We start from the raw sequence: 25,901 nt of genomic DNA on the forward strand, positions 1-25,901 counted from the left end.
CTTAAAACGTACCGCTACACTCCCTCCCAAATAGCCGTCGATTCAATCTATATGGTCAGCCCGAACGTCGATTGGTTTAGTTTGATAGGCCAGGCGAGATGGTTTGCTATTGGTATTCTTATATGTTTCACGTGAAACATTATCCTTGCTTTCAGTAATATATATCGAGAGAGGACGTTCTTGGCTGGGAACTGAAACACCACTATTTTTTCATTCAGCGGCAGAGTGTTGGGCACGCATTACAAAGCCAGATCTCGTTAAGAGACGGATGGGCAACCGGCAGCGCTAGACAGATCTATGTGGACGGGATAAATCATCAGGCGCTTCACAGCTTCGGATGTCACGACGGATTGGCAGGCTCGTCTTAGGTGTATAGTCGATAAAAAGGGCAGCATGGCTGCCCTCTCCCTTATCGTGAACCACTCGGGATTCAAGCTTTACTCAGCGTTTTCTAGCAAACGGCTACCGATTTCGATACGACGAGGCTTTTCTTCCTCTGGTACTTCGCGTACTAAATCAATATGTAGCATGCCGTTTTCCATGTCTGCCCCTGTCACTTTAATATGATCATCGAGCTGGAACTTGCGCTCGAAATCGCGCTCGGCAATGCCTTGGTACAAGAACTTAGTATCTTGATTACGTGCACCCTTTTTACCGGCGACGATTAGGCTATTTTTTTGCTGAGTGATATCCACCTCATCTTGGCTAAAGCCTGCTACCGCCATGGTGATGCGGTATTGGTTTTCTTGGCTTTGCTCTATGTTGTAAGGAGGAAATCCACCCGCATTATTGGCATTGCTGTTTTCAACCAGATCGAATAAACGGTCGAAACCAATTGCAGTACGATAGAGTGGAGAGAAATCAAAGTTACGCATAATCTTACCCTTCCTATGAAGCAATAAAATGTTATCTACGGCCTTCCAACTCGGACAAGCCTCCGGCGACCCAATAGCATCGCCTTATTACTCTATATAGGGTTGGGTAATTTGATTTCAATAGCGACTTTAAAAAATTTTTGCTCTCATGGAGGGCGCACAATTCGAAAGCGAACCTCTTAAGCCCCCTCCCATCATATTAATCAAGCGGCGCTACGCGCACTAAATGCCCATCAGGGTCTTGAATCACGAAGGTTCGGCCAAACACATCATCGTAAGGAGCTTGCACAACATTGATGGTTAGGTTGTTCGACCATTGGTCAAAAACGGCATCAACGTCATCATTGGTAGGCACCATAATGCCAATTTCACTCAGTCGCGTCATCGAGGGTGAGGGCTGCTCGCCGCCTGTCCACAACGCAAATAAGGCATCTCCCTGCTCAGAGGCAGAAAACGCCACATACCTGGGACTGGTAAAGACAGGATCACATTGAAACAGTTGCTGATAGAAACCCACAGAACGGTCAATATCAGAAACATAAACCAATTGGAGATTAGCGCGCGTTTTTATAGACATCAGGCTTCCTATCATTTTGTCGTTAAGGGAATGATAAGTGTACTCGCGCTAAAAACACTGTATATAAAAACAGTTACATATTGAGGTTTGCCTCCCAAACAGGCATGAAAAAGGCCAGCAATGCTGGCCTTAATTGTTGATAAATAGTTGATTTATCACTTATACATCGAGGTTTTCTACTTTCAGCGCATTGTTTTCGATAAACGCACGACGTGGCTCAACTTGATCACCCATCAAGGTGGTAAACAACTCATCCGCGGCAACCGCATCCTGAATCGTCACCTGCATCATACGACGACCTTCAGGATCCATAGTGGTTTCCCAAAGCTGCTCTGGGTTCATCTCTCCCAAACCTTTATAGCGCTGACGAGACACACCACGGGTTGACTCTTTGATTAACCAGTTGAGAGCTTGCTCAAAGCTCTCTACCGATTGCGTACGTTCACCGCGCTTAACGTACGCCCCTTCATCCAGGAGATCATTTAAGGTTTCCGATAGGCTTGCGATTCGACCGTACTCTTTCGAGTTCAGGAAGTCATAGCTCACTAAGTATTTATAATCGACACCATGGGTGCGCACCACCAGCTCTGGCACCCATACCTGATGCTCTTCATCGAGTCGGCATGATGCCTGATACTGGCTTTCACCCGTCGACTTACGATTCAAAATCCCAACAATGTTTTCTACCCATTGCTTAGCTGCCCACTCGTCGCGCAGGTCATCGACTGACAAACGCGGTTGATAAAGCAGCTCATTGAGTAGCGCGGCGGGATAGCGACGCTTCATACGCTGAATCAGCTTGAGGACACCATTGTACTCTTTCACCAATTTCTCAAGTGACTCGCCGTGCATCGCTGGCGCATCTGGGTTCACGAACAATGACGCATTCTCCAACGCCAATGCCACCTGATACTGCTCCATCGCCTCGTCATCTTTGATGTATTGCTCTTGCTTGCCCTTTTTCACTTTATAAAGCGGTGGTTGAGCAATATAAATATAGCCTCTCTCAATCAGCTCTGGCATTTGGCGATAGAAGAAGGTCAGCAGCAAGGTACGAATATGCGAGCCGTCGACATCCGCATCGGTCATGATGATGATGCTGTGATAACGTAGCTTGTCCGGATCGTACTCTTCCCGGCCAATCCCGCACCCCATTGCCGTGATCAGTGTCGCCACTTCTTGCGAGGACAACATCTTATCAAAACGGGCTTTCTCGACGTTGAGGATCTTACCTTTGAGCGGCAAAATCGCTTGGTTCTTACGGTTGCGCCCCTGCTTGGCTGAGCCGCCTGCAGAGTCACCCTCCACAATGTAGAGTTCAGATAGCGCCGGATCTTTTTCCTGGCAATCGGCAAGCTTGCCGGGAAGGCCAGCTAAATCCAACGCGCCTTTACGACGCGTCATTTCACGTGCTTTACGTGCCGCATCACGCGCACGGGCAGCGTCAATGATCTTGGTACACACTACTTTCGCATCGGCAGGGTGCTCAATGAGAAAGTCTGATAAGTGGCTGCTCATGGCGGATTCAACCGCCGATTTCACTTCCGATGACACCAGTTTGTCTTTGGTCTGGCTGGAGAACTTGGGATCCGGTACTTTCACCGAGACCACCGCGGTCAAGCCTTCACGGGCATCATCGCCAGACGTCGCGGCTTTGGCTTTTTTGGAATAACCTTCTTTGTCCATGAAGCTATTGAGCGTACGTGTCAATGCGCCACGAAAACCCGCAAGGTGAGTACCACCATCGCGCTGCGGAATATTGTTGGTAAAGCAGTAGATGTTTTCTTGATAGCCATCGTTCCACTGCATCGCCACTTCAACGCTAACCCCGTCTTCCCGAGTATGCTCAAAGTGGAAAACGGATGGGTGGATGGAGGTCTTCTTGTTGTTGAGGTGTTCGACAAACGCGCGGATGCCCCCTTCGTATTTAAAGTGATCCGCTTTGTCTTCTTCGCGCTCGTCAATTAACTTGATGGAGACACCCGAATTAAGGAAAGACAACTCACGCAAGCGCTTGGCAAGCACGTCATAGTTGAAGTTGATATCAGAGAAAGTCTCTTCACTTGGCCAGAAACGAATACGGGTACCGGTTTGGTCGGTCTCACCCATTTCAGCCAGCGGTCCTAGAGGCTCACCGTGCGCAAAATTAAGCTGGTGAACATGGCCATTACGCCAAATAGTCAACTCGAGTTTTTCTGACAAGGCGTTGACCACCGATACCCCCACCCCGTGAAGGCCGCCAGAGACTTTATAAGAGTTGTCATCAAACTTACCGCCGGCGTGGAGGACGGTCATGATCACTTGTGCGGCCGATACACCTTCTTCCTCATGAATATCGACCGGGATACCACGACCATCGTCGCGAACCGATACCGAGCCATCCTCGTGGATGGTCGCCACGATATCATTACAATGTCCGGCCAGTGCTTCATCGATCGAGTTATCGACCACCTCAAACACCATGTGGTGCAGGCCGGTACCATCGTCGGTATCGCCGATATACATTCCCGGACGCTTACGCACGGCATCCAAGCCCTTCAGTACCTTGATACTCGATGAATCGTATTCGTTGGACATTGAGTTACTCTCGCTTATTTATCCTGCGTTAATTTTGCCATGTTCCACATGAAACATCTTACTATTTTCGTCGCAAATTTCCGCGACTTGATCGGCACTAATGGCGCTAACAAAAACCTGAGCCCCAATGCGGGTCAACTCACTGGCCAATAGTGCTCGCCGGCGACTGTCTAATTCGGAGGCAAAGTCATCGATTAAGTAGATACAAGCGATACCTTGCTCCTCGCTATACAACTGGCCTTGTGCAAGCCGAAGTGCACATACCATTAATTTTAACTGTCCGCGCGATAGCACATCATCGACTGGCGTACCTGCCACCTTGATGCGCAAATCGGCTTTATGCGGCCCTGATACCGTGTATCCCATTTGCTGGTCGCGCTCAAAGTTCGCCGCCAACAATGCCTGATAGTCTGCGCCTCGCTCCCATCCTTGATAAAAACGAAACTGGATGGAAAACTCGGGAAGAAATGCTTGGCATAATGCGGTCGCTCGCGCGGAAACCGCATCAACGTAAGCCTGACGCCATGCGCTGATTTGTTCGGCAAGGCGTGCTAGTTCCGTATCCCATACTTGGATATCGCCATAGTGGCGCGCTGTTTTCAACGCGGCGTTGCGTTGCTTCGTTAGGCGCTTCACTCGTGTCCAAGCTTCAAAAAAACCTGGCTCAGAATGAAACACCCCCCAATCGATAAACGCACGACGAAACTTGGGCCCATCGGTTAATAACTCAAAACCTTCAGGGGTGATCAATTGCAATGGCAGCACTTTGGCCAGGGCCACCAGCTTTTGCCCTTTTTCTTGACCGATTTTAACATCTGCACTGCCGTCTCGGCGCTTTTGAATGCCGACCGGAAGCAAGATCCCATCTTGCGTTTTTACTCGACCATGTACCGTAAGATTGGGTTGCTGATGACGAATCACTCGGCTGTTAAGCACGCTACGAAAGGAGCGCCCATGACCGAGAAAGTGGATGGCTTCCAATACACTGGTTTTACCACTGCCATTGGGGCCAATTAAAAAGTTAAAGCCTGACGACAACTCAATATCGCAGGCTTCAATATTTCGAAAGTCGTGGACGACCAGTCGTGATAGCGCCATAACCTAGAGGCGAATTGGCATCACAACATACATGGCGTCTTCGCGATCGCAGTCCTCAATCAAGGTACTGCCCACCGCGTCTGTCATCGAAAAACGCACCTTGTCACAACGTAAAACATTGAGCACATCGAGCACGTAACTAACATTAAAACCGATTTCGATTGGCTCACCTTGATAGTCGACTTCCAAAAACTCTTCCGCTTCTTCTTGCTCAGGGTTGTTGGCGGAGATACGCAGCTCGCTACCTTCAATATTCATTCGCACGCCGCGAAATTTCTCGTTCGATAATACCGCGGCTAATGACAATGCTTGCTTGAGCTCAGCACAGTCGACCTCAAGCGTTCGGGAAGTGGATTGTGGCAACACACGCCGATAATCAGGAAAGCGTCCATCAACCAATTTAGAGGTAAAGGTCACATTGCCCACCACCGCACGAATATTAGACGCGCCAATTTGGATATTCACCGGGTGCTCGCTATCATCGAGCAAACGCGCCAACTCACTGACGCCTTTACGTGGCACAATCACTTGTTGTGCGGGCAACGCCTCTTCCATGGATAAATGACACACCGCCATCCGGTGGCCGTCCGTCCCAACGGTGCGCAGCGTATGCCCATCGGTTTCGAATAAGAGTCCATTGAGGTAATAGCGTACATCTTGGTTCGCCATCGAAAACTGCGTGGCGTCAATCAGATGACCCAGCTTGCTTTGCGGTACTTGTAAGCTCACTTCGGCATGCCAGTCTTCGATGTTGGGATAATCTGAAGCCGGTAAGGTCGATAATGTAAAGCGGCTTCGTCCCGCTCGCACCACCACGCGGTCACCTTCTTGCGCCACAGTGATACGAGCTTCGCTATGTAAGCCTTTGATGATATCCATAAACTTACGCGAAGGCACAGTGATCGCCCCATCAAGATACTCACCGTCCAGCGGTGCGGTGGCATTGAGCTCGACCTCCATATCGGTCGCCGTCAGCTTGAGTTGCTGCTCCGACACTTCAATCAATAGGTTACTTAAAATCGGCAAGGTACTACGCCCGCCTAGTGCCCCAGTAACTTGCTGAAGCGGTTGAAGTAATTGCTCACGCGTAAGAGTAAATTTCATAATTAGGACGACAACGTTCGAATCAGGTTAGAGTAGTCTTCTTTAATATCGTGACTTTCTTCACGCAGCTGCTCAATCTTACGACAAGCATGCAATACGGTGGTATGGTCACGACCGCCAAATGCATCACCAATTTCCGGTAAGCTGTGGTTGGTCAGCTCTTTTGCTAGCGCCATCGCCATCTGGCGGGGTCGCGCCACCGAGCGAGACCGACGCTTAGACAACAAGTCTGCCATCTTGATTTTATAATATTCAGCCACGGTTTTCTGGATATTATCAATGGTGACCAACTTTTCTTGCAAGGCGAGCAAATCCCGCAACGCTTCTCGGACGAAATCGATGGTGATCGCACGACCGGTAAAGTTGGCATTGGCGATCACGCGGTTAAGCGCCCCTTCAAGTTCACGCACGTTAGAACGTAGTCTTTTCGCGATAAAAAAGGCCACTTCATCAGGCAAACGAATGGCATGATCTTCCGCTTTTTTCATTAAAATCGCCACCCGGGTTTCCAGCTCTGGCGGCTCAATCGCGACGGTCAGCCCCCAGCCAAACCGCGATTTTAAGCGGTCCTCGACCCCGTTGATCTCTTTGGGATAGCGGTCGGAGGTGAGAATGATTTGCTGGTTACCCTCAAGCAACGCATTAAAGGTATGGAAGAATTCTTCTTGCGAGCGCTCTTTGTTGGCAAAGAATTGGATATCATCAATCAATAGCGCATCGACACTGCGGTAATAACGCTTAAACTCTTCGATAGCATTATTTTGCAGCGCTTTCACCATATCTTGCACAAAGCGCTCTGAGTGCATGTACACCACGCGCGCATCCGCTTTGCGATCAGAAATGGCATTACCCACCGCATGCAACAAGTGCGTTTTACCTAAGCCCGTTCCGCCATAAAGAAAAAGGGGATTATAGGCCGCCCCCGGGTTATCCGACACCTGACGCGCGGCTGCCAAGGCTAACTGGTTCGATTTACCCTCAACAAAGTTATTGAACTTGTGTTTGGGGTTGACGTTGGAGCGATGATTAACATCCGATTGCACCGGTGAGGGAGCAGGCTCCCACACTCGTCCTTGCGGCGGCGCTGGCGCCGCTTGTTGCGGAGCGGGCGCAGCAGCAGGCCCGGCAGGGGCAGCTTGTGGCGTTGCGGCAACCGGTTTGCTCCCCACCTCAAAGCGCAGCATGGGTACGTCGACACCACAAAACTCGTTCAGTAATTGATTAATTTGATGCAGATACTTATCTCGCACCCAATCAAGCACAAAACGGTTTGGGGCAAAGAGGGTCAACGTATTGTCATTGAGCTCGGCTTGAAGTGGCCGTACCCACATACTGAATTCTGTCGCAGGTAAATCATCTTGAAGACGTTCAAGACACTGCAACCAAAGCGATGATGACACGTTTGACTCCACGCAGTTGTACCGAAAAGAGAAAGGTCACAATGGTACTCCTGTCGCGCCCAGATCGCTACCCACAAGATCCCGAAATCAGTGAATAAGATCCGAGTTATTCACATAGATCCCACAGAAATACGTGAGATCGCCACAGCAAACCCATGTTTTACTCACAAGAATAGGATCAGATTGGCCAATGATCCTGTTCTTTCCTTGTGCATAATTTTGATCAATGTGGGGTTTATCCCAGGAATTACACGACAACTTCGGTGAATAAGTTATTACTCATAACAAGAAGGTATTTCTCGCCTGCCACTGCCACCCTCTATATTACGCACCTTATCAATATCGATGTGGTTACTACGGAGCTTTTCATGACTAAATGGTTCATCAACGCCCTGCTCAGCGTGAGCATGATTCTCACTGCCCCCGCCTTTGCTTCTGAAACAGTAAAAGTGGGCATGTCTGGCCGCTACTTTCCGTTTACGTTTGTTAAACAAGACCAGCTACAAGGTTTCGAAGTCGATTTGTGGGATGAGATTGGCGAGCGCAACGACTACGATGTGGAGTATGTCACCGCTAACTTCTCAGGACTGTTTGGTCTGTTACAAACCGGCCGTATCGACACCATTTCAAACCAAATCACCATCACCGATGAGCGCCAAGCGAAATATCTATTCACTGACCCGTATGTGGTGGACGGCGCACAAATCACGGTTCGTAAAGGCAATGATGCCATTAACTCGGTCGCCGATCTGAAGGGTAAAACCGTGGCCGTTAACTTAGGCTCGAACTTTGAACAACTGTTGCGTGAACACCCAGCCGCTGATGATATCAACATCAAAACCTACGAAACCGGGATTGAACACGATGTGGCCTTGGGTCGTGCTGATGCCTTTATTATGGATCGCCTCTCCGCGCTACAATTGATCAAAGAGTCAGGTCTGCCCCTACAATTAGCTGGACAACCTTTTGAAACCATTGCTAATGCATGGCCGTTTGTCGACTCAGAGCGTGGTCAACGCTTACGTGATGAAGTCAATGCTGCGCTAAACGCGATGCGTGAGGACGGCACCTTGGCGGATATCTCAACCAAATGGTTCGGTGGCGATATCACTAAAAAGTAAGTGTTTACTTTCATTTAATAAGCCCGCGCAGGCGGGCTTTTTTGTTTAAAGGTCAATCATGGCGTTCGATTTTGATTACATGGCCTCCTTGTTTCCCCTGCTGCTGCGTTATTTGGGGATCACCATGGAGATGGCTGTACTGGGCCTCATCTTCGCCCTCGCCTTGGCAGTGGCGATAGCCTTGATTCGCGTGTTTCGCATCCCTGGGCTCAATGGTATTGCACAGATCTTTATTAGCTTCTTCCGTGGCACCCCGCTATTGGTGCAACTGTTTCTACTTTATTACGGTCTCCCTCAGGTCATCCCCGCCTTAGTGGGAATGGAAGCCTTTACCGCCGCAGTGATCGGAATCAGTCTGCATTTTTCTGCGTACATGGCCGAGTCAATCCGCGCCGCCATTACCGGGGTGGATCGCAGCCAGATGGAAGCCAGTCTGGCGGTGGGCATGACCACCCGCCAAGCGATGCAACGCATCATCTTGCCGCAAGCGGTGCGTATTGCCCTGCCATCGTTGATGAACTACTTCATTGATATGATTAAAGCCACGTCACTCGCCTTTACGCTCGGGGTCGCGGAAATCATGGCACAAGCGCAAATGGAAGCGTCATCCAGCTTCAAGTTCTTTGAAGCTTACTTAGCGGTGGCACTCATCTATTGGGCCGTGGTTGTGGCATTAACACGCGTTCAGTATTGGGCAGAGGCACACCTTAATAAGGCGTATCAACGATGATAAAGATAGAAAAGCTAAAAAAAATCTATCAAGGCGTTGCGGTGCTCGACGGCATCGACCTCACTATCGACCGAGGCGAAATAGTTTGCATTATTGGTCCTAGCGGCACCGGTAAATCGACCTTATTGCGTTGCATTAATTTTCTCGAGCGTGCCGAGCAAGGGATCATCGAAATCGGGGAGCAACGCGTTGATAGCGGCAATATGGCCACCCGTAAGCAGGATATTCTGGCGTTGCGGCGTCAAACTGGCTTTGTTTTCCAAAATTATGCGTTATTTGCTAACCTCAATGCTCGTGACAACATTGCCGAGGGGCTGCGCACCGTTAAGGGATGGGCGAAAGACAAAGCCCGTGAGCGTGCCCAGCAAATTCTCGATGATATTGGGCTTGGCGATAAAGGGGATCATTACCCGGCCTCTTTATCGGGTGGACAACAGCAACGGGTTGGCATCGGCCGGGCGATGGCGCTGGAGGCTGAGCTGCTGCTGTTTGATGAGCCCACGTCAGCCCTCGATCCAGAGTGGGTTGGCGAAGTGTTGGCGTTGATGAAAAAGCTCGCCACTCGCCACCAAACCATGCTGGTGGTCACCCATGAAATGCAGTTCGCTCGCGATGTGGCGGATCGGGTGGTATTTATGAACGACGGCCATATTATTGCCCAAGGGACACCGAATTGGTTATTTAACCAATGCGACGATCCCCGTTTGCATAAGTTTTTGAATCAAGTCGGGATCGCTCCCTAGTCGACGATCGCTTGGGGATCGATCCTTGCGATCTGTGCCCAAGTGCTTATAATTCACCGCCCGGAGTGGCGTCGGTTAGTGATTGACTAATCGTTAGTCAATGGCTACAATCCGCCCTCTTTGTTGAGAGGCGTCGGAGTCAAGCCTAGTGCTACCCTCCCACGTCGGGTTAACAAACCTAACACTGATCAGTAATAAAGGTAGAAACCATGAAACGCACTTTTCAACCTTCAGTTCTAAAGCGTAAGCGCACTCACGGTTTCCGTGCGCGCATGGCGACTAAGAACGGCCGTAAGGTCATTGCCGCTCGCCGTGCGAAAGGCCGCAAGCAGCTTTCTAAATAATCCGCAGTGATTTGTGAATAAGCTCGCTTATCCTCGGGAGTTACGTCTGCTAACTCCCGAACATTTCAGTGCCGTCTTCCAGCAACCGCATCGCGCCGGTTCGCCGCACTTAACTATACTCGCCAGAAACAACCCACTCGGCCATCCACGTCTCGGTCAAGCTGTACCGAAAAAGCAAATCAAACTTGCTGTTGATCGCAACCGCTTTAAACGTGTGGTCCGCGAAAGCTTTCGTTTACGTCAACATCAACTGCCGGCGAAAGACTTTGTGGTGATCGCGAAAAAAAGTGCTAACAACCTAAGCAATCAAGCGCTGCGAGACGAATTGGACAAGTTATGGCAACGTTTGTCGCGACCGCCGCGCAAAAAGCGCTCATCGCGCTGATTCGGGGATACCAACTGGTTATAAGTCCACTTATTGGACCACGATGCCGGTTTACACCAACCTGCTCTCACTACGCCATCATGGCGATTCAATCCCATGGTGTGATAAAAGGGTGTTGGTTGGCAGGCAAACGTCTATTAAAATGCCACCCTTTGAATGATGGCGGTTACGATCCTGTGCCGCCTTGCGACCACCATAACAGAGACAATTAACAATGGATTCCCAACGCAATATCCTGTTGATTGCCCTATTGTTCGTTTCTTTCATGCTTTACATGGAATGGAACAAACCAGACTCCCCGCAACCGCAGGGACAGGGCGTTGAGCAGCAGCAAACCACTCACAGTGACGTGCCAAGCAGCAATGACGGTGATACCACGTCTCTTGATGCACAGCCTGTCTCTGACAAGCTTGTCACCATCAACACTGACGTTTTAACACTGAAAATTGATACGCAAGGCGGTGATGTTGTCCACGCCGAGCTCCCGCAATATGATGCGGAGCTGGATTCTGACAACGCCTTCACGCTGTTGCACAGCAAACCTGATCATACCTTTGTGGCACAAAGCGGCTTAATTGGTGCCAACGGCATCGATACGGCAGAGGGACGCGCACAATACCAGGTGACGCAAAACAACTTCTCGCTCTCGGACGATCAAGACACCCTACGGGTGCCAATGACGGTTGAGAAAGATGGCATTACCTACACCAAAACCTTCGTGTTTGAGCGTGGTAGCTATGCGGTGGATGTTGAACACACTATCAACAACCAAACCGATGCCAACGCCAGTGTCACTATGTACACCCAGCTTAAGCAAAACTTGCTGGACGATGGCGGCAGTTTGACCATGCCGACTTATCGCGGTGGCGCCTACTCCACCGACGACAAGCGTTACGAAAAGTACAGCTTTGATGATATGCAAAGCAAAAACCTGAACGTGACGTTTGACCAAGGTTGGGCCGCGATGATCCAGCACTACTTTGCTACCGCGTGGATCCCACGGGCGGACAATAATGTGCTGAGCACCCGTACCACGGCTCAATACGGTTATATCCAAACCAAGACCCGCGATACCATTGCCGCTGGCACCAGCAAGACGCTGACAGCAACCTTATGGGTCGGTCCGAAACTGCAAGAACAAATGGCCGCGGTGGCACCAAGCCTGGATTTGGTGGTCGACTACGGCTGGCTATGGTTTATCGCTAAACCGCTGCACTGGTTGCTCTCCACCATTCAAACCTTTGTGGGGAACTGGGGTCTGGCCATCATCATGCTAACCTTCATCGTGCGTGGCGCCATGTACCCGCTCACTAAAGCGCAGTACACCTCGATGGCGAAAATGCGCATGCTGCAGCCTAAACTGCAAGAAATGAAAGAGCGTATCGGTGACGATCGTCAACGCATGAGCCAAGAGATGATGGAGCTCTATAAGCGTGAGAAGGTCAATCCGCTTGGCGGCTGTCTGCCATTGGTTCTGCAAATGCCGATCTTTATTGCCTTGTACTGGGCACTGATGGAGTCGGTAGAATTGCGCCATGCGCCATTCTTTGGCTGGATTCAAGACTTGTCGGCACAAGACCCATACTATGTGCTGCCGCTGTTGATGGGTGCATCCATGTTCTTGATTCAGAAGATGAGCCCCACCACGGTCACCGATCCGATGCAGCAGAAGATCATGACCTTTATGCCTGTGGTCTTTACGTTCTTCTTCTTGTTCTTCCCATCCGGTCTGGTTCTATACTGGCTGGTATCGAACGTGGTCACGCTTATCCAACAGACACTGATTTACAAGTCGTTGGAGAAAAAAGGCCTGCATTCACGCTCGTAACTCAGGCCGCGTCACGTAATAATAAAAAGGCGACCCGGTGGTCGCCTTTTTTGTCGTTTATGGCCTAAAGGCCTGTAATTCAAATAAAGAGTGTGCACTATGGCTCAAACCGACACTATCGTGGCACAAGCCACTGCAACTGGCCGCGGCGGCGTAGGGATTGTCCGCGTGTCTGGCCCGCTCGCCCATGAGATTGGTACAAAAATGACGGGACGTGATCTGGCGCCTCGTCGTGCAGATTATTTGCCCTTTCTCGACCAAGAGGGTCAACCTATCGATCAGGGCATTGCTTTATTCTTTAAAGGCCCTCATTCGTTCACAGGCGAGGATGTGCTTGAACTGCAAGGCCATGGTGGCCCAGTGATCATGGACATGCTTATTCAGCGCATCAGTGCCTTTTCTGGGGTGCGTGCCGCACGACCCGGAGAGTTCTCCGAACGCGCGTTTTTAAACGACAAACTGGATTTAGCCCAAGCTGAAGCCATTGCCGACTTGATTGATGCCAGCTCCGAGCAGGCCGCCCGCTCGGCCTTGCAATCGCTGCAAGGGGCCTTCTCTAGTCAGGTGAATGCGCTGGTGGAAAAAGTGATTCACCTGCGTATTTACGTTGAAGCCGCAATTGACTTTCCCGATGAAGAAATCGACTTTCTCTCTGATGGCAAAGTCGCCAGCGATCTCACGCAGATTATCGAGCACCTCGCCACATTGCGCAAAGAAGCCAACCAAGGGGCGATTATGCGTGAGGGAATGAAAGTGGTGATCGCAGGCCGCCCCAACGCCGGAAAATCAAGCTTATTGAATGCCTTATCAGGGAAAGATAGCGCGATTGTCACGGATATCGCCGGTACGACTCGGGATGTCTTGCGTGAGCACATTCATATTGACGGTATGCCTTTGCACATTATTGATACGGCAGGGCTACGCGATACCGCTGATGAGGTCGAACGTATTGGTGTCGAGCGGGCATGGGATGAAATTGAGCAAGCCGATCGCGTCTTGTTTATGGTCGATGGCACCACTACCAACGCCACTCATCCTGCGGAAATTTGGCCAGACTTTGTTTCACGTTTACCTAAAGCGATGGGCATGACAGTGATCCGCAACAAAGTCGATATGACCGGCGAGCCAATGGGACACGATAGTAACCATGATCCCGCACTCATCCGCTTAAGTGCCAAAACGGGCGACGGCATGGACGCATTACGTCAGCACCTCAAAGCCTGTATGGGCTACGCCGGCGGCAGTGAAGGCGGATTTATGGCGCGTCGCCGTCACCTCGACGCGCTTGCTAATGCCGCACATCACTTGGACATCGGTCAGGCGCAGCTAGAAGGTTATATGGCCGGCGAGATTTTAGCAGAAGAATTACGCCTCACTCAGCAACACCTCAATACCATCACCGGTGAGTTCAGTGCCGATGATTTGCTGGGGAAAATTTTCTCTTCATTCTGCATCGGGAAGTAATTATCCCCAACCTGATCACGGGATCCTTCTACTAAGGATCCCTTGTAATACCTCGTCTGATCCCCTTTATCCTCATTATTCGATCGTAAGTTATCCACGTAGTTTTCACCATGATCAGCTACGCTTTAACGAGGTGTGGATGGAGGTACTATGCTGGCAAGTTTTAACCCGATCTTATCAATAGGCCTGAGTGAACATAATCAACTGATGCGGCATCAGATCCGCATGACCAATCTACTCACGGTGATCTGCGTGGTTGGCACGATCATTTTCTCCACCATGTACTGGCTTGCTTTCCAAACCCCGATCGCGGCTTGGCACAACGTCAGTTACGCCTTTTTGTACGCGGCAACCTGGCTGTTGATGTGGTCAGGACGCTGGTATATCGCTCGGTACTACCTTTTTTTCATGTTTTTTGCCCAGCAGTTCATCATGTCTTACTGGGTGTTTGCGGCACAAAGCCAGAACGAACTCTTGTTACTGGTCTCGCCCACTATCGTCTTATTGCTGTTTGACCCCAATGAGCGTCTGGCGCGTTACGGGCTATCACTGACAGCCATCGGCTTAATGTTTTCCATCCAGGTATTACCCACACCCGACCCCTTGGTGAACCTTTCCACCCTAAACAGCAAAACCATTTACCTTAGCGTTGTCCTGATATTTATTGCCTTATCAGTGATTTTAATGGACTTTTATCTCCATGATCTCTACACCCTCAACCGGCAGGCACGGCAGTACATTCAGCGCGAGCCCCTAGCGCAAACATGGAATGCAACCCAGTTTTATCGCCGACTGAGCACGGAGTGCCAATCATCGACCGACAAGCCGATCGCAATCCTTTGCATTAATATTGATCATTTTCAGCATTTTAATACGCAACATGGCCACTCTATTGGTGATCAAAGCTTACAGTTCCTGGCCGGCCTACTTCATCGTCATCTACCACGCGATGCCCTACTTAGCCGCACTCACGCCGATCAGTTTTTAGTCATGCTAAAAGAAAATGATTGCGCCGATGCCCCAAAATGGGCGGTTAAATGTTATCACGCCATCGCAGAGACCCCCTTTACCTTTCATGGCGGCGCCCATGCATTCACCGCCTCGATAGGCATCGTTCAGCACTTTTCCGGAAACGGTCAAGCGATCGAGTTAATTGACCAAGCCTGCCAAGCCATGACGGAGGCGAAACAAGCGGGCGGCAACCAATGTGTCTGTCAACTTAGCCAGATGACGGCTAGCCAAGCGGTTTAAGCGGAGATTGACTCCTTGAGGTAAGGTCGAAATACTAGGGATGAATACCTTAACGATGAGGAAAGCATGGCAACTATCACTATTATTACCGGCAGTACCCTAGGTGGCGCTGAGTATGTCGGCGATCATCTCGCAGATCTCTTGCAAGCAAAAGGCCATCACCCTCAAGTGGTCAACGAGGGGCTCATTGATGATGTGCTCGGTGCCTCTACCCTATTGATCGTCACGTCAACCCATGGCGCAGGGGACTTTCCAGACAGCATCGCTCCCTTAATGGAACAACTGATCACCGAGCGCCCGATGCTACGCGACGTTCACTATGGCGTGGTCGGGATTGGGGACTCGAGCTACGACACGTTTTGCGAAGCAGGCATGAAAGCAGATGCGTTATTACAAGACTTGGGCGCAATCAAAGTCGGTGAGCGCATTGATATCGATATTCAAGCGCATCCGGTCCCAGAAGATGAAGCCGAACGCTGGTTAACAGACTGGGAACCACAACTTCACGCGCTCAAGTGAACAAAAAACAACCAACCTAACTGTGGATAACTAAGGAATAACCCAGTGATCTTCCTTTAGTTATCCATTTAATACTTTTCAACCCCTGCCCCCTATGTGGATAAGTACCCATTTTGATCCCAGGTGATACAGGATCGGATCCAAGGCCACCCACAGAAAGTGATCGTTTCAAGATCCTTGATCTCTATGATCTTTTTTTAGTTATCCACTAAGATCCCTTTCCCTAATAGTAGATCTAACAAAGGATCTATATAAAGATCTTATATATATAAAGCCAATGCGCTCTAACGATCCGGATCAAGGTTTGGTTCCCTGTTGGCAGAAAAAGCGCTAGAATGTCGCCCCTTTTGCTTAGTTCATGCGCAAACACTTAACCAGGTTGAGGCTTTAATCATGTTTTACCAGGATCACTTTGACGTCATCGTTGTGGGTGGTGGCCATGCTGGTACCGAAGCGGCACTCGCTGCTGCCCGGATGAATCAAAGAACACTGTTGTTGACCCATAATATCGACACCTTGGGACAGATGTCGTGTAACCCCGCGATTGGTGGGATCGGGAAAGGACACCTGGTAAAAGAAATTGATGCCCTGGGTGGTGCCATGGCGCAAGCCACCGACAAAGGCGGGATCCAATTTAGAACGCTGAATGCATCTAAAGGACCGGCGGTACGCGCGACACGAGCTCAAGCTGATCGCGCACTTTACAAAGCGGCGATCCGTCATACCTTGGAGAACACGGCAAACCTTTCTTTGTTTCAACAAGCGGTGGTCGACCTGATCGTCGAGCAGGATCGTGTTACAGGCGTAGAAACAGAAATGGGGCTGAAGTTCAGCGCGACCACGGTTGTGCTAACGGTCGGAACCTTTTTGGGTGGGAAAATCCATATCGGTATGGATAATTACGCCGGTGGACGTGCCGGTGATCCGCCGTCAAACAAACTTGCGGATCGCTTACGTGCATTACCGTTTCGCGTTGATCGACTGAAAACCGGCACACCTCCGCGCATTGACGCACGCTCGGTCGATTTTTCAGTGATGCAAACCCAACATGGTGATACCCCTTGCCCGGTATTTTCATTCATGGGAAATGTCCAGCAGCATCCGCAACAAATCCCGTGCTATATCACCTACACCAATGAAAGAACGCACGACGTCATCCGCGAAAACCTTTCTCGTAGTCCGATGTATTCTGGCGTGATTGAAGGTATTGGGCCGCGTTATTGTCCGTCGATTGAAGACAAGGTGATGCGGTTTGCCGACAAAGACAAACATCAAATCTTTGTGGAACCAGAAGGATTGACCAGCAATGAGTTGTATCCGAATGGCATCTCCACCAGCTTGCCGTTTGATGTGCAAATGGGCATTATCCAGTCGATCAAAGGGTTTGAAAACGCCAAAGTGATCCGCCCTGGCTATGCGATCGAGTATGATTTCTTTGATCCTCGCGATCTCAAACAAACGCTAGAAACCAAATTTATCGACGGGTTATTTTTTGCGGGACAAATCAACGGCACCACCGGTTATGAAGAAGCCGGGGCGCAAGGTTTGCTCGCTGGGTGTAACGCGGCATTACAAGCTCAAGGCAAAGAAGGCTGGAGCCCACGTCGCGATCAAGCCTATATGGGCGTGTTGATCGACGATCTCTCCACCATGGGCACCCAAGAGCCTTACCGCATGTTTACCTCTCGTGCCGAGTATCGATTACTATTGCGCGAAGACAATGCTGATATGCGCTTAACCGAAAAAGGGCGCGAGCTTGGTTTGGTCGACGATGCTCGCTGGGCGCGTTTTAATCAGAAAATGGAAAACATGGAGCAAGAGCGTCAGCGCCTGCGTGGGACTTGGATCCATCCACATTCGGACGATGTTACTGCGCTTAACGCCATGCTGAAAACCCCCTTAGCACGTGAAGCCAATGGCGAAGATTTGCTGCGTCGTCCCGAGCTGCGTTATCAAGATATTGTGGCGTTACCGACCTTTGGGCCGGCCCATCAAGACACGCAAGCCAGTGAGCAAGTGGAGATCCAAGTGAAATATGCCGGTTACATCGACCGTCAGCAGGATGAAATCGCCAAGTCGCAGCGTCATGAACATACGACACTGCCAACAGACCTCGATTATGAGCAAATTAAAGGCTTGTCCAATGAGGTGAAAGGGAAGCTTGCCGATGCACGCCCGGAAACCGTGGGCAAAGCGTCTCGAATTTCTGGTGTGACACCCGCTGCCATCTCCATTTTGCTTGTGCACTTGAAAAAACAAGGCATGTTGAAGAAAGGGGCATAAATGGAATCACAACTACAACAAGGGCTTGCCAAAGCAGGCCTGGTTTTGTCTGCACAACAACAGGCTCAGCTCCTTGCCTATGTGCGCCTGTTGGATAAATGGAACAAGGCGTACAACCTGACATCTGTCCGTCGTCCTGAAGACATGGTGGTGAAACATATTCTTGATAGTTTGGTTGTTTCCCCCCATCTTGACGGCGATCATTTTATCGATGTGGGGACAGGTCCAGGATTACCAGGTATTCCTCTGGCTATTGCGAATCCGGATAAACACTTCACCTTACTAGACAGTTTAGGGAAACGGATCCGCTTCATTCGCCAAGTGTTGCACGAACTAGAAATAGACAATGTCACGCCGGTACAAAGCCGCGTCGAGGACTTTATCCCCGATAATGGCTTTGATGGCGTCTTGAGCCGGGCGTTTGCTTCCATGAACGACATGGTGAGCTGGTGCCAACATCTTCCTCATGCTGAGGGACAATTTTACGCGCTGAAAGGGCAAGTGGACCAGCAGGAGCTGGATGCCTTGCCTGCTGCTTGTTCTGTGACCGATATCAAAGCTTTGAAGGTACCGGGATTGGAAGGGGCGCGTCATCTAGTAATCTTGAGAGCAAAGAGTAACGAATAGAGGTCGAGAGCACGTGGGTAAAGTTATCGCGGTAGCAAACCAGAAAGGCGGCGTGGGGAAAACCACCACCAGTGTCAACCTTGCAGCGTCACTGGCTGCCACCAATCGCAAAGTGCTACTGATTGATTTAGACCCACAGGGCAACGCGACCATGGCCAGTGGGGTGGATAAATACGATGTGCATGCCACTGCCTACGACCTCTTAATTGAAGACACACCGTTTGAGCAAGTCGTGGTGGAAGACACGGCAGGCAGCTATCACCTGATTGCCGCCAATGGCGACGTGACCGCCGCTGAAATTAAGCTGATGGAAGTATTCGCTCGCGAAGTTCGCCTGCGCACCATGCTTGAGCCGGTGGTGGATCGCTATGATTATATTTTTATTGATTGCCCACCTTCGCTCAACTTGCTGACTATTAACGCAATGACCGCTGCCAACTCTGTGTTGGTTCCCATGCAGTGTGAGTACTTTGCCCTGGAGGGATTAACGGCCTTGATGGATACCATCAGCAAGCTGGCCAGTGTGGTCAATGCTGAGCTTCACGTGGAAGGGGTGCTGCGCACCATGTACGATCCGCGTAACCGATTAGCGACCGAAGTATCGGATCAGATCAAAAAACACTTCGGTGATAAGGTGTATCGTACCGTGATTCCTCGCAACGTGCGGCTTGCGGAAGCGCCAAGTCATGGCCGACCCGCCATGTACTACGACAAATTATCGAGCGGTGCCAAAGCCTACCTCGCCCTTGCGGGTGAAATCCTGCGTCGCGAAGAGCAAGCACGCTCCTCGCCAGACGCTGTCAATGCCTGAGGAAAACAATGAATTCAGCGAAACGCGGTCTTGGAAAGGGCCTGGATGCCTTGTTGGCGACCAGTGCACATGCACAGTCATCCACCCAAGCTTCCCCTGAGTCCACCAATACGAGTAACAGCGAATTACAGCAGTTGCCCGTTACTGCGTTGGAGCCAGGTCAGTATCAGCCACGTCAAGATATGGCTGAGGAGGCACTGGAAGAGTTAACCGAGTCCATCCGCGCGCAAGGTATTATTCAGCCTTTGGTTGTCCGTCAAGTGGCTGCCGGGCGCTATGAGATCATTGCCGGTGAGCGTCGCTGGCGTGCCGCTAAGCAAGCAGGGCTTAACAATGTCCCCTGCTTGGTGCGCGAGATGAGCGATAAGGTCGCCAGTGCGGTCGCCTTGATTGAGAATATCCAGCGCGAGAACCTGAATGCGATGGAAGAAGCTCAGGCACTCGCGCGCTTAGTTGACGAATTTGAACTGACTCACCAACAGTTGGCGGAGTCACTCGGTAAATCTCGGGCCACCATTAGTAATCTACTTAGGTTAAATGGATTGGAGTCCGGTGTGCGGCAATTGCTGCTTAACAAACAACTCGAGATGGGTCACGCACGTGCCCTGCTGGCGCTCGAAGGCGACGCACAAATCGATGCGGCGCTGACCGCCGTCAATAAAAAGATGACGGTTCGCCAGATAGAAAAACTAGTAAAAAAGATGCTTTCGCCGCCTGTTGAGACGGAAAAGCCTAAATCGTCACCTGAGGTTGAAGCGCTCCAGCAGCGTTTAGGGGACAAATTAGGGGCCAGCGTCGCATTAACACAACAGAAAAACGGCAGTGGGAAATTGGTGATTAATTTTGAAGAATCCGAAAAATTAGCGCAAATTCTTGCAATTTTCGACGAAGAAATGTGACCTATGCCATTCGCTTTTTGTTACATAAAAGCGCTTACTGTGATCAGGTTACTCTGTTGTAAAATTTTCCCCGCTTTTTTACATCGATGCGATTGCATTAGTTGGGGCGAAACGTATAATTTTTGCTGTTTTCCCAGCACGGCAACAGTGCTAAGTGGAACGGAATCGAGGAACAAATACATGGTATCGACGCTCGCGCGGCCGGGTCGTGAAATCGCGACAAAATTGGTGCTTTTGCAAGCTGGCGTCGTATTAGCAACGGCAATCGTGATGGCACTTGCTATCAATGTCGACTGGGGAAAATCCGCGCTGATCGGTGGAGGCATCTTTGTGGTTGCCAATGCTGCCTTTGCGGCGTGTGCTTTCCTTTTTAGTGGGGCAAGAGCTGCGAAATTCGTAGTTGCGTCCTTCTTTAGCGGTGAAGTGTTGAAAATTTCACTGACTGTCGTCTTGTTTGTCCTTGCTTACCTGTATGTCGAGGTGGAATTGCTTCCCCTCAAACTGGCCTATTTGCTGGCACTAGGGGTTAATATCCTCGCGCCAGTTTTATTCATTAACAACAACAAATAGGATGAGTTATGGCTGCGTCAGGTGATGCGCTTACACCGTCTGGCTATATCACTCACCACCTGACACACTTGTCAAGCGGTGAGGGGTTTTGGGCGGTTCACATTGATAGCCTGTTTTTCTCTGTCCTCATCGGTATTGTCTTCCTAGGCCTTTTCCGATCGGTGGCAAAGAAAGCATCGACAGGTGTCCCGGGTAAGTTTCAGTGCTTCGTTGAGATCTTGGTTGAGTTCGTTGATGACAACGTCCGCGAAACCTTCCATGGACGAAATCCACTGATCGCACCTTTGGCCCTGACTATCTTCGTCTGGATATTCTTGATGAATACGATGGACTTAATCCCTATCGATTTTCTACCGTATCCGGCGGAACACTGGTTAGGCATTCCTTACTTGAAAGTGGTGCCAACTGCAGACGTAAATATCACCCTTGCGATGGCGCTGGGCGTGTTCTTCTTGATGATTTTCTACAGCATCAAGATTAAAGGTGTGGGTGGCTTTGCCAAAGAGCTGGCGCTACACCCGTTCAATCACCCTATCATGATTCCGTTCAACCTCCTGTTGGAGATAGTTTCGCTGCTGGCGAAGCCTATTTCACTCGGGATGCGTCTGTTCGGTAACATGTTTGCCGGTGAGGTGGTATTTATTCTTATCGCGGCGTTGTTGCCGTGGTGGGCGCAATGGCTGGGCTCTGTGCCGTGGGCAATATTCCACATTCTAGTCATTACGATTCAAGCCTTTGTCTTTATGATGTTGACCATCGTGTATCTCTCGCAGGCACACGAAGACTCAGATCATTGATGACATTTTTTAGAAAGCAATTTGTTAGTCATTATTGGCTCAAAGCCGACAACGAAAACTGGAGATAGTGATGGAAACTTTATTGAGCTTTTCTGCAATTGCCGTGGGCATCATTGTAGGTCTTGCTTCCCTTGGTACTGCGATTGGTTTCGCCCTGCTGGGTGGTAAATTCCTTGAAGGTGCAGCACGTCAACCTGAGATGGCTCCTATGCTGCAAGTTAAGATGTTCATCATCGCGGGTCTTCTTGATGCGGTTCCAATGATCGGTATCGTAATCGCACTGCTGTTCACGTTCGCGAACCCATTCGTAGGTCAACTGTAAACTGGCTAATAGCTGAACAGACCCTTTAGCTTATGATTAAGGAGGCGCCGTTGTGAATATCAACGCAACTCTGCTAGGCCAGGCAATCGCGTTCACTATCTTTGTGTGGTTCTGCATGAAATATGTATGGCCACCATTGATGCAAGCGATTGAAGAACGTCAGAAAAAAATCGCTGACGGTCTCGCGGCGGCTGATCGCGCCGCCAAAGACCTGGATTTGGCCCAGGCGAATGCTTCTGATCAATTGAAAGAAGCGAAGCGCAACGCAACTGACATTATCGAGCAGGCCAATAAGCGCAAAGCACAAATCCTCGATGAGGCACGTGCAGAAGCGGCTGCTGAGCGCGACAATATCCTCAATCAGGGTAAAGCCGAGCTAGAAGCCGAGCGTAACCGTGCTCGCGATGAGCTGCGTAAGCAAGTTGCATCGCTCGCTGTTATTGGTGCCGAGAAAATTATTGAGCGCTCTATTGACGAGAATGCTCATAAAGATCTTCTCGATAAAATCACTGCAGAACTGTAACAAGGAGGGGCAGCAATGTCTGAACTGACAACACTCGCTCGCCCCTACGCGAAAGCAGCCTTTGATTTTGCGGTAGAAAAAGGCGAGTTAGCTCAATGGGCTGAAATGCTCGCCTTTACTGCTGAGATTGCCCGTGATGAACGTGTTCAACATATGTTGGATGCCTCTTTCTCTGCTGACACATTGGCAGAGATGTTCATCACAGTTGGCGGTGATCAGCTCAATGATTTTGGTCAAAACCTGATTAAGGTGATGGCTGAAAACAAGCGCTTAAAAGCTCTTCCTGAGGTTTGTGAGCAGTTCCTAGCGATGCGTTTGGAACTGGAAAAAGAAGTTGAAGTTCAAGTGATTTCAGCGACGGCTCTTTCCGAAGAGCAACAACAAGCCATCAGTGACAAGCTCGCCGCGCGTCTTGAGCGCAAAGTAAAGCTGAACTGTAGTGTAGACGAAACCCTGGTTGCCGGGGTTATTATTCGAGCTGGAGACTTGGTCATCGATAACTCAGTAAGTGGCCGTATGCGCCGCCTGAGCGATGCATTGCAGTCTTGATTTGGGGAATTGGAGCATGCAACTTAATTCCACGGAAATTAGCGATTTGATCAAACAACGCATCGAGAAATTCGACGTTGTGAGTGAAGCGCGCAACGAAGGTACCATCGTGTCAGTCAGCGACGGTATCATTCGCATTCACGGCCTTGCTGATGCGATGCAAGGTGAAATGATTGAACTGCCTGGCAACCGCTATGCACTTGCATTGAACCTTGAGCGTGACTCAGTGGGTGCGGTTGTGATGGGTCCTTACTCGGACCTGCAAGAAGGCATGAAGGTGACCGGCACAGGCCGTATCCTTGAAGTACCCACTGGTCCTGAACTATTGGGCCGCGTGGTAAACACCCTGGGTGAGCCGATTGATGGTAAAGGCCCTATTGAGGCAAAAACCACATCGCCAGTCGAAGTGATCGCCCCAGGTGTTATCGCACGTCAATCCGTTGATCAGCCAGTGCAAACCGGCTATAAAGCGGTTGACTCGATGATCCCTATCGGCCGAGGCCAGCGTGAGCTGATCATCGGTGACCGTCAAACTGGTAAAACCGCACTGGCTATCGATGCGATCATCAACCAGAAAGATTCTGGTATTTACTCTATCTACGTTGCGATCGGCCAAAAAGCCTCGACCATTGCTAACGTGGTGCGCAAATTAGAAGAGCATGACGCACTGAAAAACACCATCGTGGTGGTGGCATCAGCGTCTGAAGCCGCAGCATTGCAGTACCTCGCGCCTTACGCGGGTTGTGCAATGGGTGAGTACTTCCGTGACCGCGGTGAAGATGCACTGATTGTCTACGATGATTTGTCTAAGCAAGCCGTTGCTTACCGTCAGATCTCGCTATTGCTGCGTCGTCCACCAGGTCGTGAAGCCTTCCCAGGTGATGTTTTCTACTTGCACTCGCGCCTACTTGAGCGTGCGGCACGTGTTAACGCTCACTATGTCGAAGAGTTCACTAAAGGTGAAGTGAAAGGCAAAACCGGTTCGTTGACCGCCCTGCCTATCATTGAAACGCAAGCCGGTGACGTGTCGGCATTCGTACCGACTAACGTTATCTCGATCACCGACGGTCAGATCTTCCTGCAAACCGAGCTGTTTAACGCAGGTATCCGCCCGGCGGTTGACCCAGGTATTTCGGTGTCGCGTGTGGGTGGCTCTGCACAAACCAAGATCATGAAAAAACTGTCAGGCGGTATTCGTACAGCTCTAGCACAGTATCGTGAGCTTGCCGCGTTTGCGCAGTTCTCTTCTGATCTGGATGACGCGACCAAGAAGCAATTGGATCACGGTCAGAAAGTGACCGAGCTGATGAAGCAGATGCAATACGCACCTATGTCTGTGTTTGAGCAGGCGTTGGTGATCTTTGCGGCTGAGAAAGGCTACTTGGAAGACGTTGAGCTGAACAAGATCGGTGACTTTGAACGTTCCCTACTGGCCTTTGCGAAGAGCCAGTACGCTGACCTGGCTGCTCAAATTGAAGAGTCTGGTGCTTACAACGATGACGTTGAAGCACAGCTGAAAAAGCTGTTGGATGACTTCAAAGCGACCCAGACTTGGTAACACGTAGGTGACCACTTCGGTGGTCGCCCACTAATGGAGAGTAACTATGGCCGGCGCAAAAGAGATTCGTAATAAGATCGGAAGTGTGAAAAACACACAGAAGATCACTAAAGCGATGGAAATGGTGGCAGCCTCCAAAATGCGTAAAACGCAAGAAGCCATGGAGTCGTCACGTCCATACGCTGTCACTATGCGCAAAGTGATCGGTCATCTTGCACTGGGTAACTTGGAGTACCGCCATCCCTATTTGGAAGAGCGGGAAGCCAAGCGCGTTGGTTACATCATCATTTCTACTGACCGCGGACTGTGTGGTGGCTTGAACATTAACTTGTTCAAAAGTGTCATCAACGATATGGAAAGTTGGAGCCAAAAAGGTGCCGAAATCGATATGGCACTGATTGGGGCGAAAGCCACCGCTTTCTTTAACAGTTATGGCGGCAATGTAGTGGCACAAACTGCTGGTCTGGGTGACACCCCAGTACTGGAAGACCTCATCGGTACCGTTGGGGTGATGCTGAAAAAATATGATGAAGGTGAGCTGGACCGCTTGTACCTGGTTTTCAACAAATTTGAAAATACCATGGTACAGACCCCAGTGATCGATCAATTGCTGCCTTTGCCAAAGTCAGACGACGAGGAGATGCAGCGCAGCCACGCTTGGGATTATATCTATGAACCTGAGCCGAAGCCGTTGCTCGATACCTTGTTGGTTCGCTATGCCGAATCGCAAGTGTATCAAGGTGTGGTAGAGAACCTCGCCAGTGAGCAAGCGGCACGTATGGTGGCAATGAAAGCTGCGACCGATAATGCGGGGAATCTGATTGATGATCTGCAATTGGTTTACAACAAAGCCCGTCAGGCTGCAATCACCCAAGAGCTGTCAGAAATTGTTTCTGGCGCAAGCGCGGTGTAAAGGCAAGGGTTAACGAACTAGTTTAGAGGAATA

Annotated in this window: 27 protein-coding genes; 21 read left to right on the forward strand and 6 right to left on the reverse strand. The window is 50.2% G+C overall.

What is annotated here, in order from left to right:
• Window positions 1-437: 437 nt before the first annotated feature.
• From EHW56_RS13580 to dnaA, 6 genes are all read right to left on the reverse strand, one after another.
• Window positions 438-875 carry an Hsp20 family protein gene (locus EHW56_RS13580; protein WP_152797092.1) on the reverse strand — a complete coding sequence of 146 codons (438 nt, stop codon included), beginning with the start codon at window positions 873-875 and terminating at the stop codon, window positions 438-440.
• 199 nt (window positions 876-1,074) lie between these two features.
• Window positions 1,075-1,452, reverse strand: coding sequence for a VOC family protein (locus EHW56_RS13585; RefSeq protein ID WP_046074842.1), 378 nt, complete (start codon window positions 1,450-1,452; stop codon window positions 1,075-1,077).
• A gap of 159 nt (window positions 1,453-1,611) precedes the next feature.
• Window positions 1,612-4,029, reverse strand: a complete 2,418-nt coding sequence (gyrB, locus tag EHW56_RS13590) for a DNA topoisomerase (ATP-hydrolyzing) subunit B (protein ID WP_077579396.1) — start codon at window positions 4,027-4,029, stop codon at window positions 1,612-1,614.
• Between the two features lie 18 nt (window positions 4,030-4,047).
• Window positions 4,048-5,127 carry a DNA replication/repair protein RecF gene (recF, locus tag EHW56_RS13595; RefSeq protein WP_152797090.1) on the reverse strand — a complete coding sequence of 360 codons (1,080 nt, stop codon included), beginning with the start codon at window positions 5,125-5,127 and terminating at the stop codon, window positions 4,048-4,050.
• 3 nt (window positions 5,128-5,130) lie between these two features.
• Window positions 5,131-6,231, reverse strand: a complete 1,101-nt coding sequence (gene dnaN / locus EHW56_RS13600; RefSeq protein WP_152797089.1) for a DNA polymerase III subunit beta — start codon at window positions 6,229-6,231, stop codon at window positions 5,131-5,133.
• A 2-nt stretch (window positions 6,232-6,233) separates the two neighbouring features.
• Window positions 6,234-7,631, reverse strand: a complete 1,398-nt coding sequence (gene dnaA / locus EHW56_RS13605) for a chromosomal replication initiator protein DnaA (protein ID WP_046074846.1) — start codon at window positions 7,629-7,631, stop codon at window positions 6,234-6,236.
• Window positions 7,632-7,999: 368 nt separating this feature from the next.
• On the opposite strand from dnaA, the gene EHW56_RS13610 reads away from it, so the two are divergent.
• From EHW56_RS13610 to atpG, 21 genes are all read left to right on the forward strand, one after another.
• The gene (locus tag EHW56_RS13610) at window positions 8,000-8,752 is read left to right on the forward strand and encodes an amino acid ABC transporter substrate-binding protein (protein WP_046074847.1); all 753 of its coding nucleotides are present in this window, start codon (window positions 8,000-8,002) and stop codon (window positions 8,750-8,752) included.
• A gap of 58 nt (window positions 8,753-8,810) precedes the next feature.
• Entirely contained in the window at window positions 8,811-9,482 is a 672-nt protein-coding gene (locus EHW56_RS13615; RefSeq protein WP_046074848.1) for an amino acid ABC transporter permease, read from the forward strand.
• Window positions 9,479-10,225, forward strand: coding sequence for an amino acid ABC transporter ATP-binding protein (locus EHW56_RS13620; RefSeq protein ID WP_152797087.1), 747 nt, complete (start codon window positions 9,479-9,481; stop codon window positions 10,223-10,225). Before EHW56_RS13615 ends, EHW56_RS13620 begins: the two co-directional genes overlap by 4 nt.
• 209 nt (window positions 10,226-10,434) lie before the next feature.
• The gene (rpmH, locus tag EHW56_RS13625) at window positions 10,435-10,569 is read left to right on the forward strand and encodes a 50S ribosomal protein L34 (RefSeq protein ID WP_025672864.1); all 135 of its coding nucleotides are present in this window, start codon (window positions 10,435-10,437) and stop codon (window positions 10,567-10,569) included.
• 13 nt (window positions 10,570-10,582) lie between these two features.
• Window positions 10,583-10,954: a ribonuclease P protein component gene (gene rnpA / locus EHW56_RS13630; RefSeq protein WP_046074850.1), complete on the forward strand. Its 372-nt coding sequence runs from the start codon at window positions 10,583-10,585 to the stop codon at window positions 10,952-10,954.
• A complete protein-coding gene (gene yidD, locus EHW56_RS13635) occupies window positions 10,906-11,166 on the forward strand; it encodes a membrane protein insertion efficiency factor YidD (RefSeq protein ID WP_077456636.1) in 261 nt (86 codons plus the stop codon). The genes rnpA and yidD overlap by 49 nt, the downstream gene beginning before the upstream one ends.
• 2 nt (window positions 11,167-11,168) lie before the next feature.
• Window positions 11,169-12,782, forward strand: coding sequence for a membrane protein insertase YidC (gene yidC / locus EHW56_RS13640; protein WP_152797085.1), 1,614 nt, complete (start codon window positions 11,169-11,171; stop codon window positions 12,780-12,782).
• A 99-nt stretch (window positions 12,783-12,881) separates the two neighbouring features.
• On the forward strand, window positions 12,882-14,246 hold the full coding sequence (mnmE, locus tag EHW56_RS13645; RefSeq protein ID WP_152797083.1) for a tRNA uridine-5-carboxymethylaminomethyl(34) synthesis GTPase MnmE: 1,365 nt from the start codon (window positions 12,882-12,884) through the stop codon (window positions 14,244-14,246).
• 150 nt (window positions 14,247-14,396) lie between these two features.
• A complete protein-coding gene (locus EHW56_RS13650) occupies window positions 14,397-15,497 on the forward strand; it encodes a GGDEF domain-containing protein (protein WP_052708062.1) in 1,101 nt (366 codons plus the stop codon).
• Window positions 15,498-15,563: 66 nt separating this feature from the next.
• Window positions 15,564-16,016: an FMN-binding protein MioC gene (mioC, locus tag EHW56_RS13655; protein ID WP_046074853.1), complete on the forward strand. Its 453-nt coding sequence runs from the start codon at window positions 15,564-15,566 to the stop codon at window positions 16,014-16,016.
• Window positions 16,017-16,409: 393 nt separating this feature from the next.
• On the forward strand, window positions 16,410-18,299 hold the full coding sequence (gene mnmG, locus EHW56_RS13660) for a tRNA uridine-5-carboxymethylaminomethyl(34) synthesis enzyme MnmG (RefSeq protein ID WP_152800029.1): 1,890 nt from the start codon (window positions 16,410-16,412) through the stop codon (window positions 18,297-18,299).
• Window positions 18,300-18,926 (forward strand): 16S rRNA (guanine(527)-N(7))-methyltransferase RsmG, encoded by a 627-nt coding sequence (gene rsmG / locus EHW56_RS13665; protein WP_077579391.1) that lies wholly within the window; start codon window positions 18,300-18,302, stop codon window positions 18,924-18,926.
• 13 nt (window positions 18,927-18,939) lie between these two features.
• A complete protein-coding gene (locus EHW56_RS13670; protein WP_046074855.1) occupies window positions 18,940-19,737 on the forward strand; it encodes a ParA family protein in 798 nt (265 codons plus the stop codon).
• Between the two features lie 8 nt (window positions 19,738-19,745).
• Window positions 19,746-20,636, forward strand: a complete 891-nt coding sequence (locus tag EHW56_RS13675) for a ParB/RepB/Spo0J family partition protein (RefSeq protein ID WP_152800027.1) — start codon at window positions 19,746-19,748, stop codon at window positions 20,634-20,636.
• A gap of 180 nt (window positions 20,637-20,816) precedes the next feature.
• Window positions 20,817-21,206 (forward strand): F0F1 ATP synthase subunit I, encoded by a 390-nt coding sequence (locus tag EHW56_RS13680; RefSeq protein ID WP_046074857.1) that lies wholly within the window; start codon window positions 20,817-20,819, stop codon window positions 21,204-21,206.
• An 8-nt stretch (window positions 21,207-21,214) separates the two neighbouring features.
• Window positions 21,215-22,003 carry a F0F1 ATP synthase subunit A gene (atpB, locus tag EHW56_RS13685; RefSeq protein WP_077607318.1) on the forward strand — a complete coding sequence of 263 codons (789 nt, stop codon included), beginning with the start codon at window positions 21,215-21,217 and terminating at the stop codon, window positions 22,001-22,003.
• Between the two features lie 70 nt (window positions 22,004-22,073).
• Entirely contained in the window at window positions 22,074-22,325 is a 252-nt protein-coding gene (atpE, locus tag EHW56_RS13690) for a F0F1 ATP synthase subunit C (RefSeq protein WP_025672872.1), read from the forward strand.
• 52 nt (window positions 22,326-22,377) lie between these two features.
• Window positions 22,378-22,848 (forward strand): F0F1 ATP synthase subunit B, encoded by a 471-nt coding sequence (gene atpF / locus EHW56_RS13695; protein WP_046074859.1) that lies wholly within the window; start codon window positions 22,378-22,380, stop codon window positions 22,846-22,848.
• Between the two features lie 15 nt (window positions 22,849-22,863).
• Complete coding sequence (gene atpH, locus EHW56_RS13700; RefSeq protein WP_046074860.1) at window positions 22,864-23,397, forward strand: F0F1 ATP synthase subunit delta; 534 nt, start codon at window positions 22,864-22,866, stop codon at window positions 23,395-23,397.
• Window positions 23,398-23,413: 16 nt separating this feature from the next.
• The gene (atpA, locus tag EHW56_RS13705; RefSeq protein ID WP_152800024.1) at window positions 23,414-24,955 is read left to right on the forward strand and encodes a F0F1 ATP synthase subunit alpha; all 1,542 of its coding nucleotides are present in this window, start codon (window positions 23,414-23,416) and stop codon (window positions 24,953-24,955) included.
• A 46-nt stretch (window positions 24,956-25,001) separates the two neighbouring features.
• Complete coding sequence (gene atpG, locus EHW56_RS13710) at window positions 25,002-25,868, forward strand: F0F1 ATP synthase subunit gamma (RefSeq protein ID WP_077458596.1); 867 nt, start codon at window positions 25,002-25,004, stop codon at window positions 25,866-25,868.
• The last annotated feature ends 33 nt before the right edge of the window (window positions 25,869-25,901 follow it).

The sequence above is a fragment of the Salinivibrio sp. VGrn1 genome, assembly GCF_009377995.1.
Taxonomy (GTDB): domain Bacteria; phylum Pseudomonadota; class Gammaproteobacteria; order Enterobacterales; family Vibrionaceae; genus Salinivibrio; species Salinivibrio siamensis.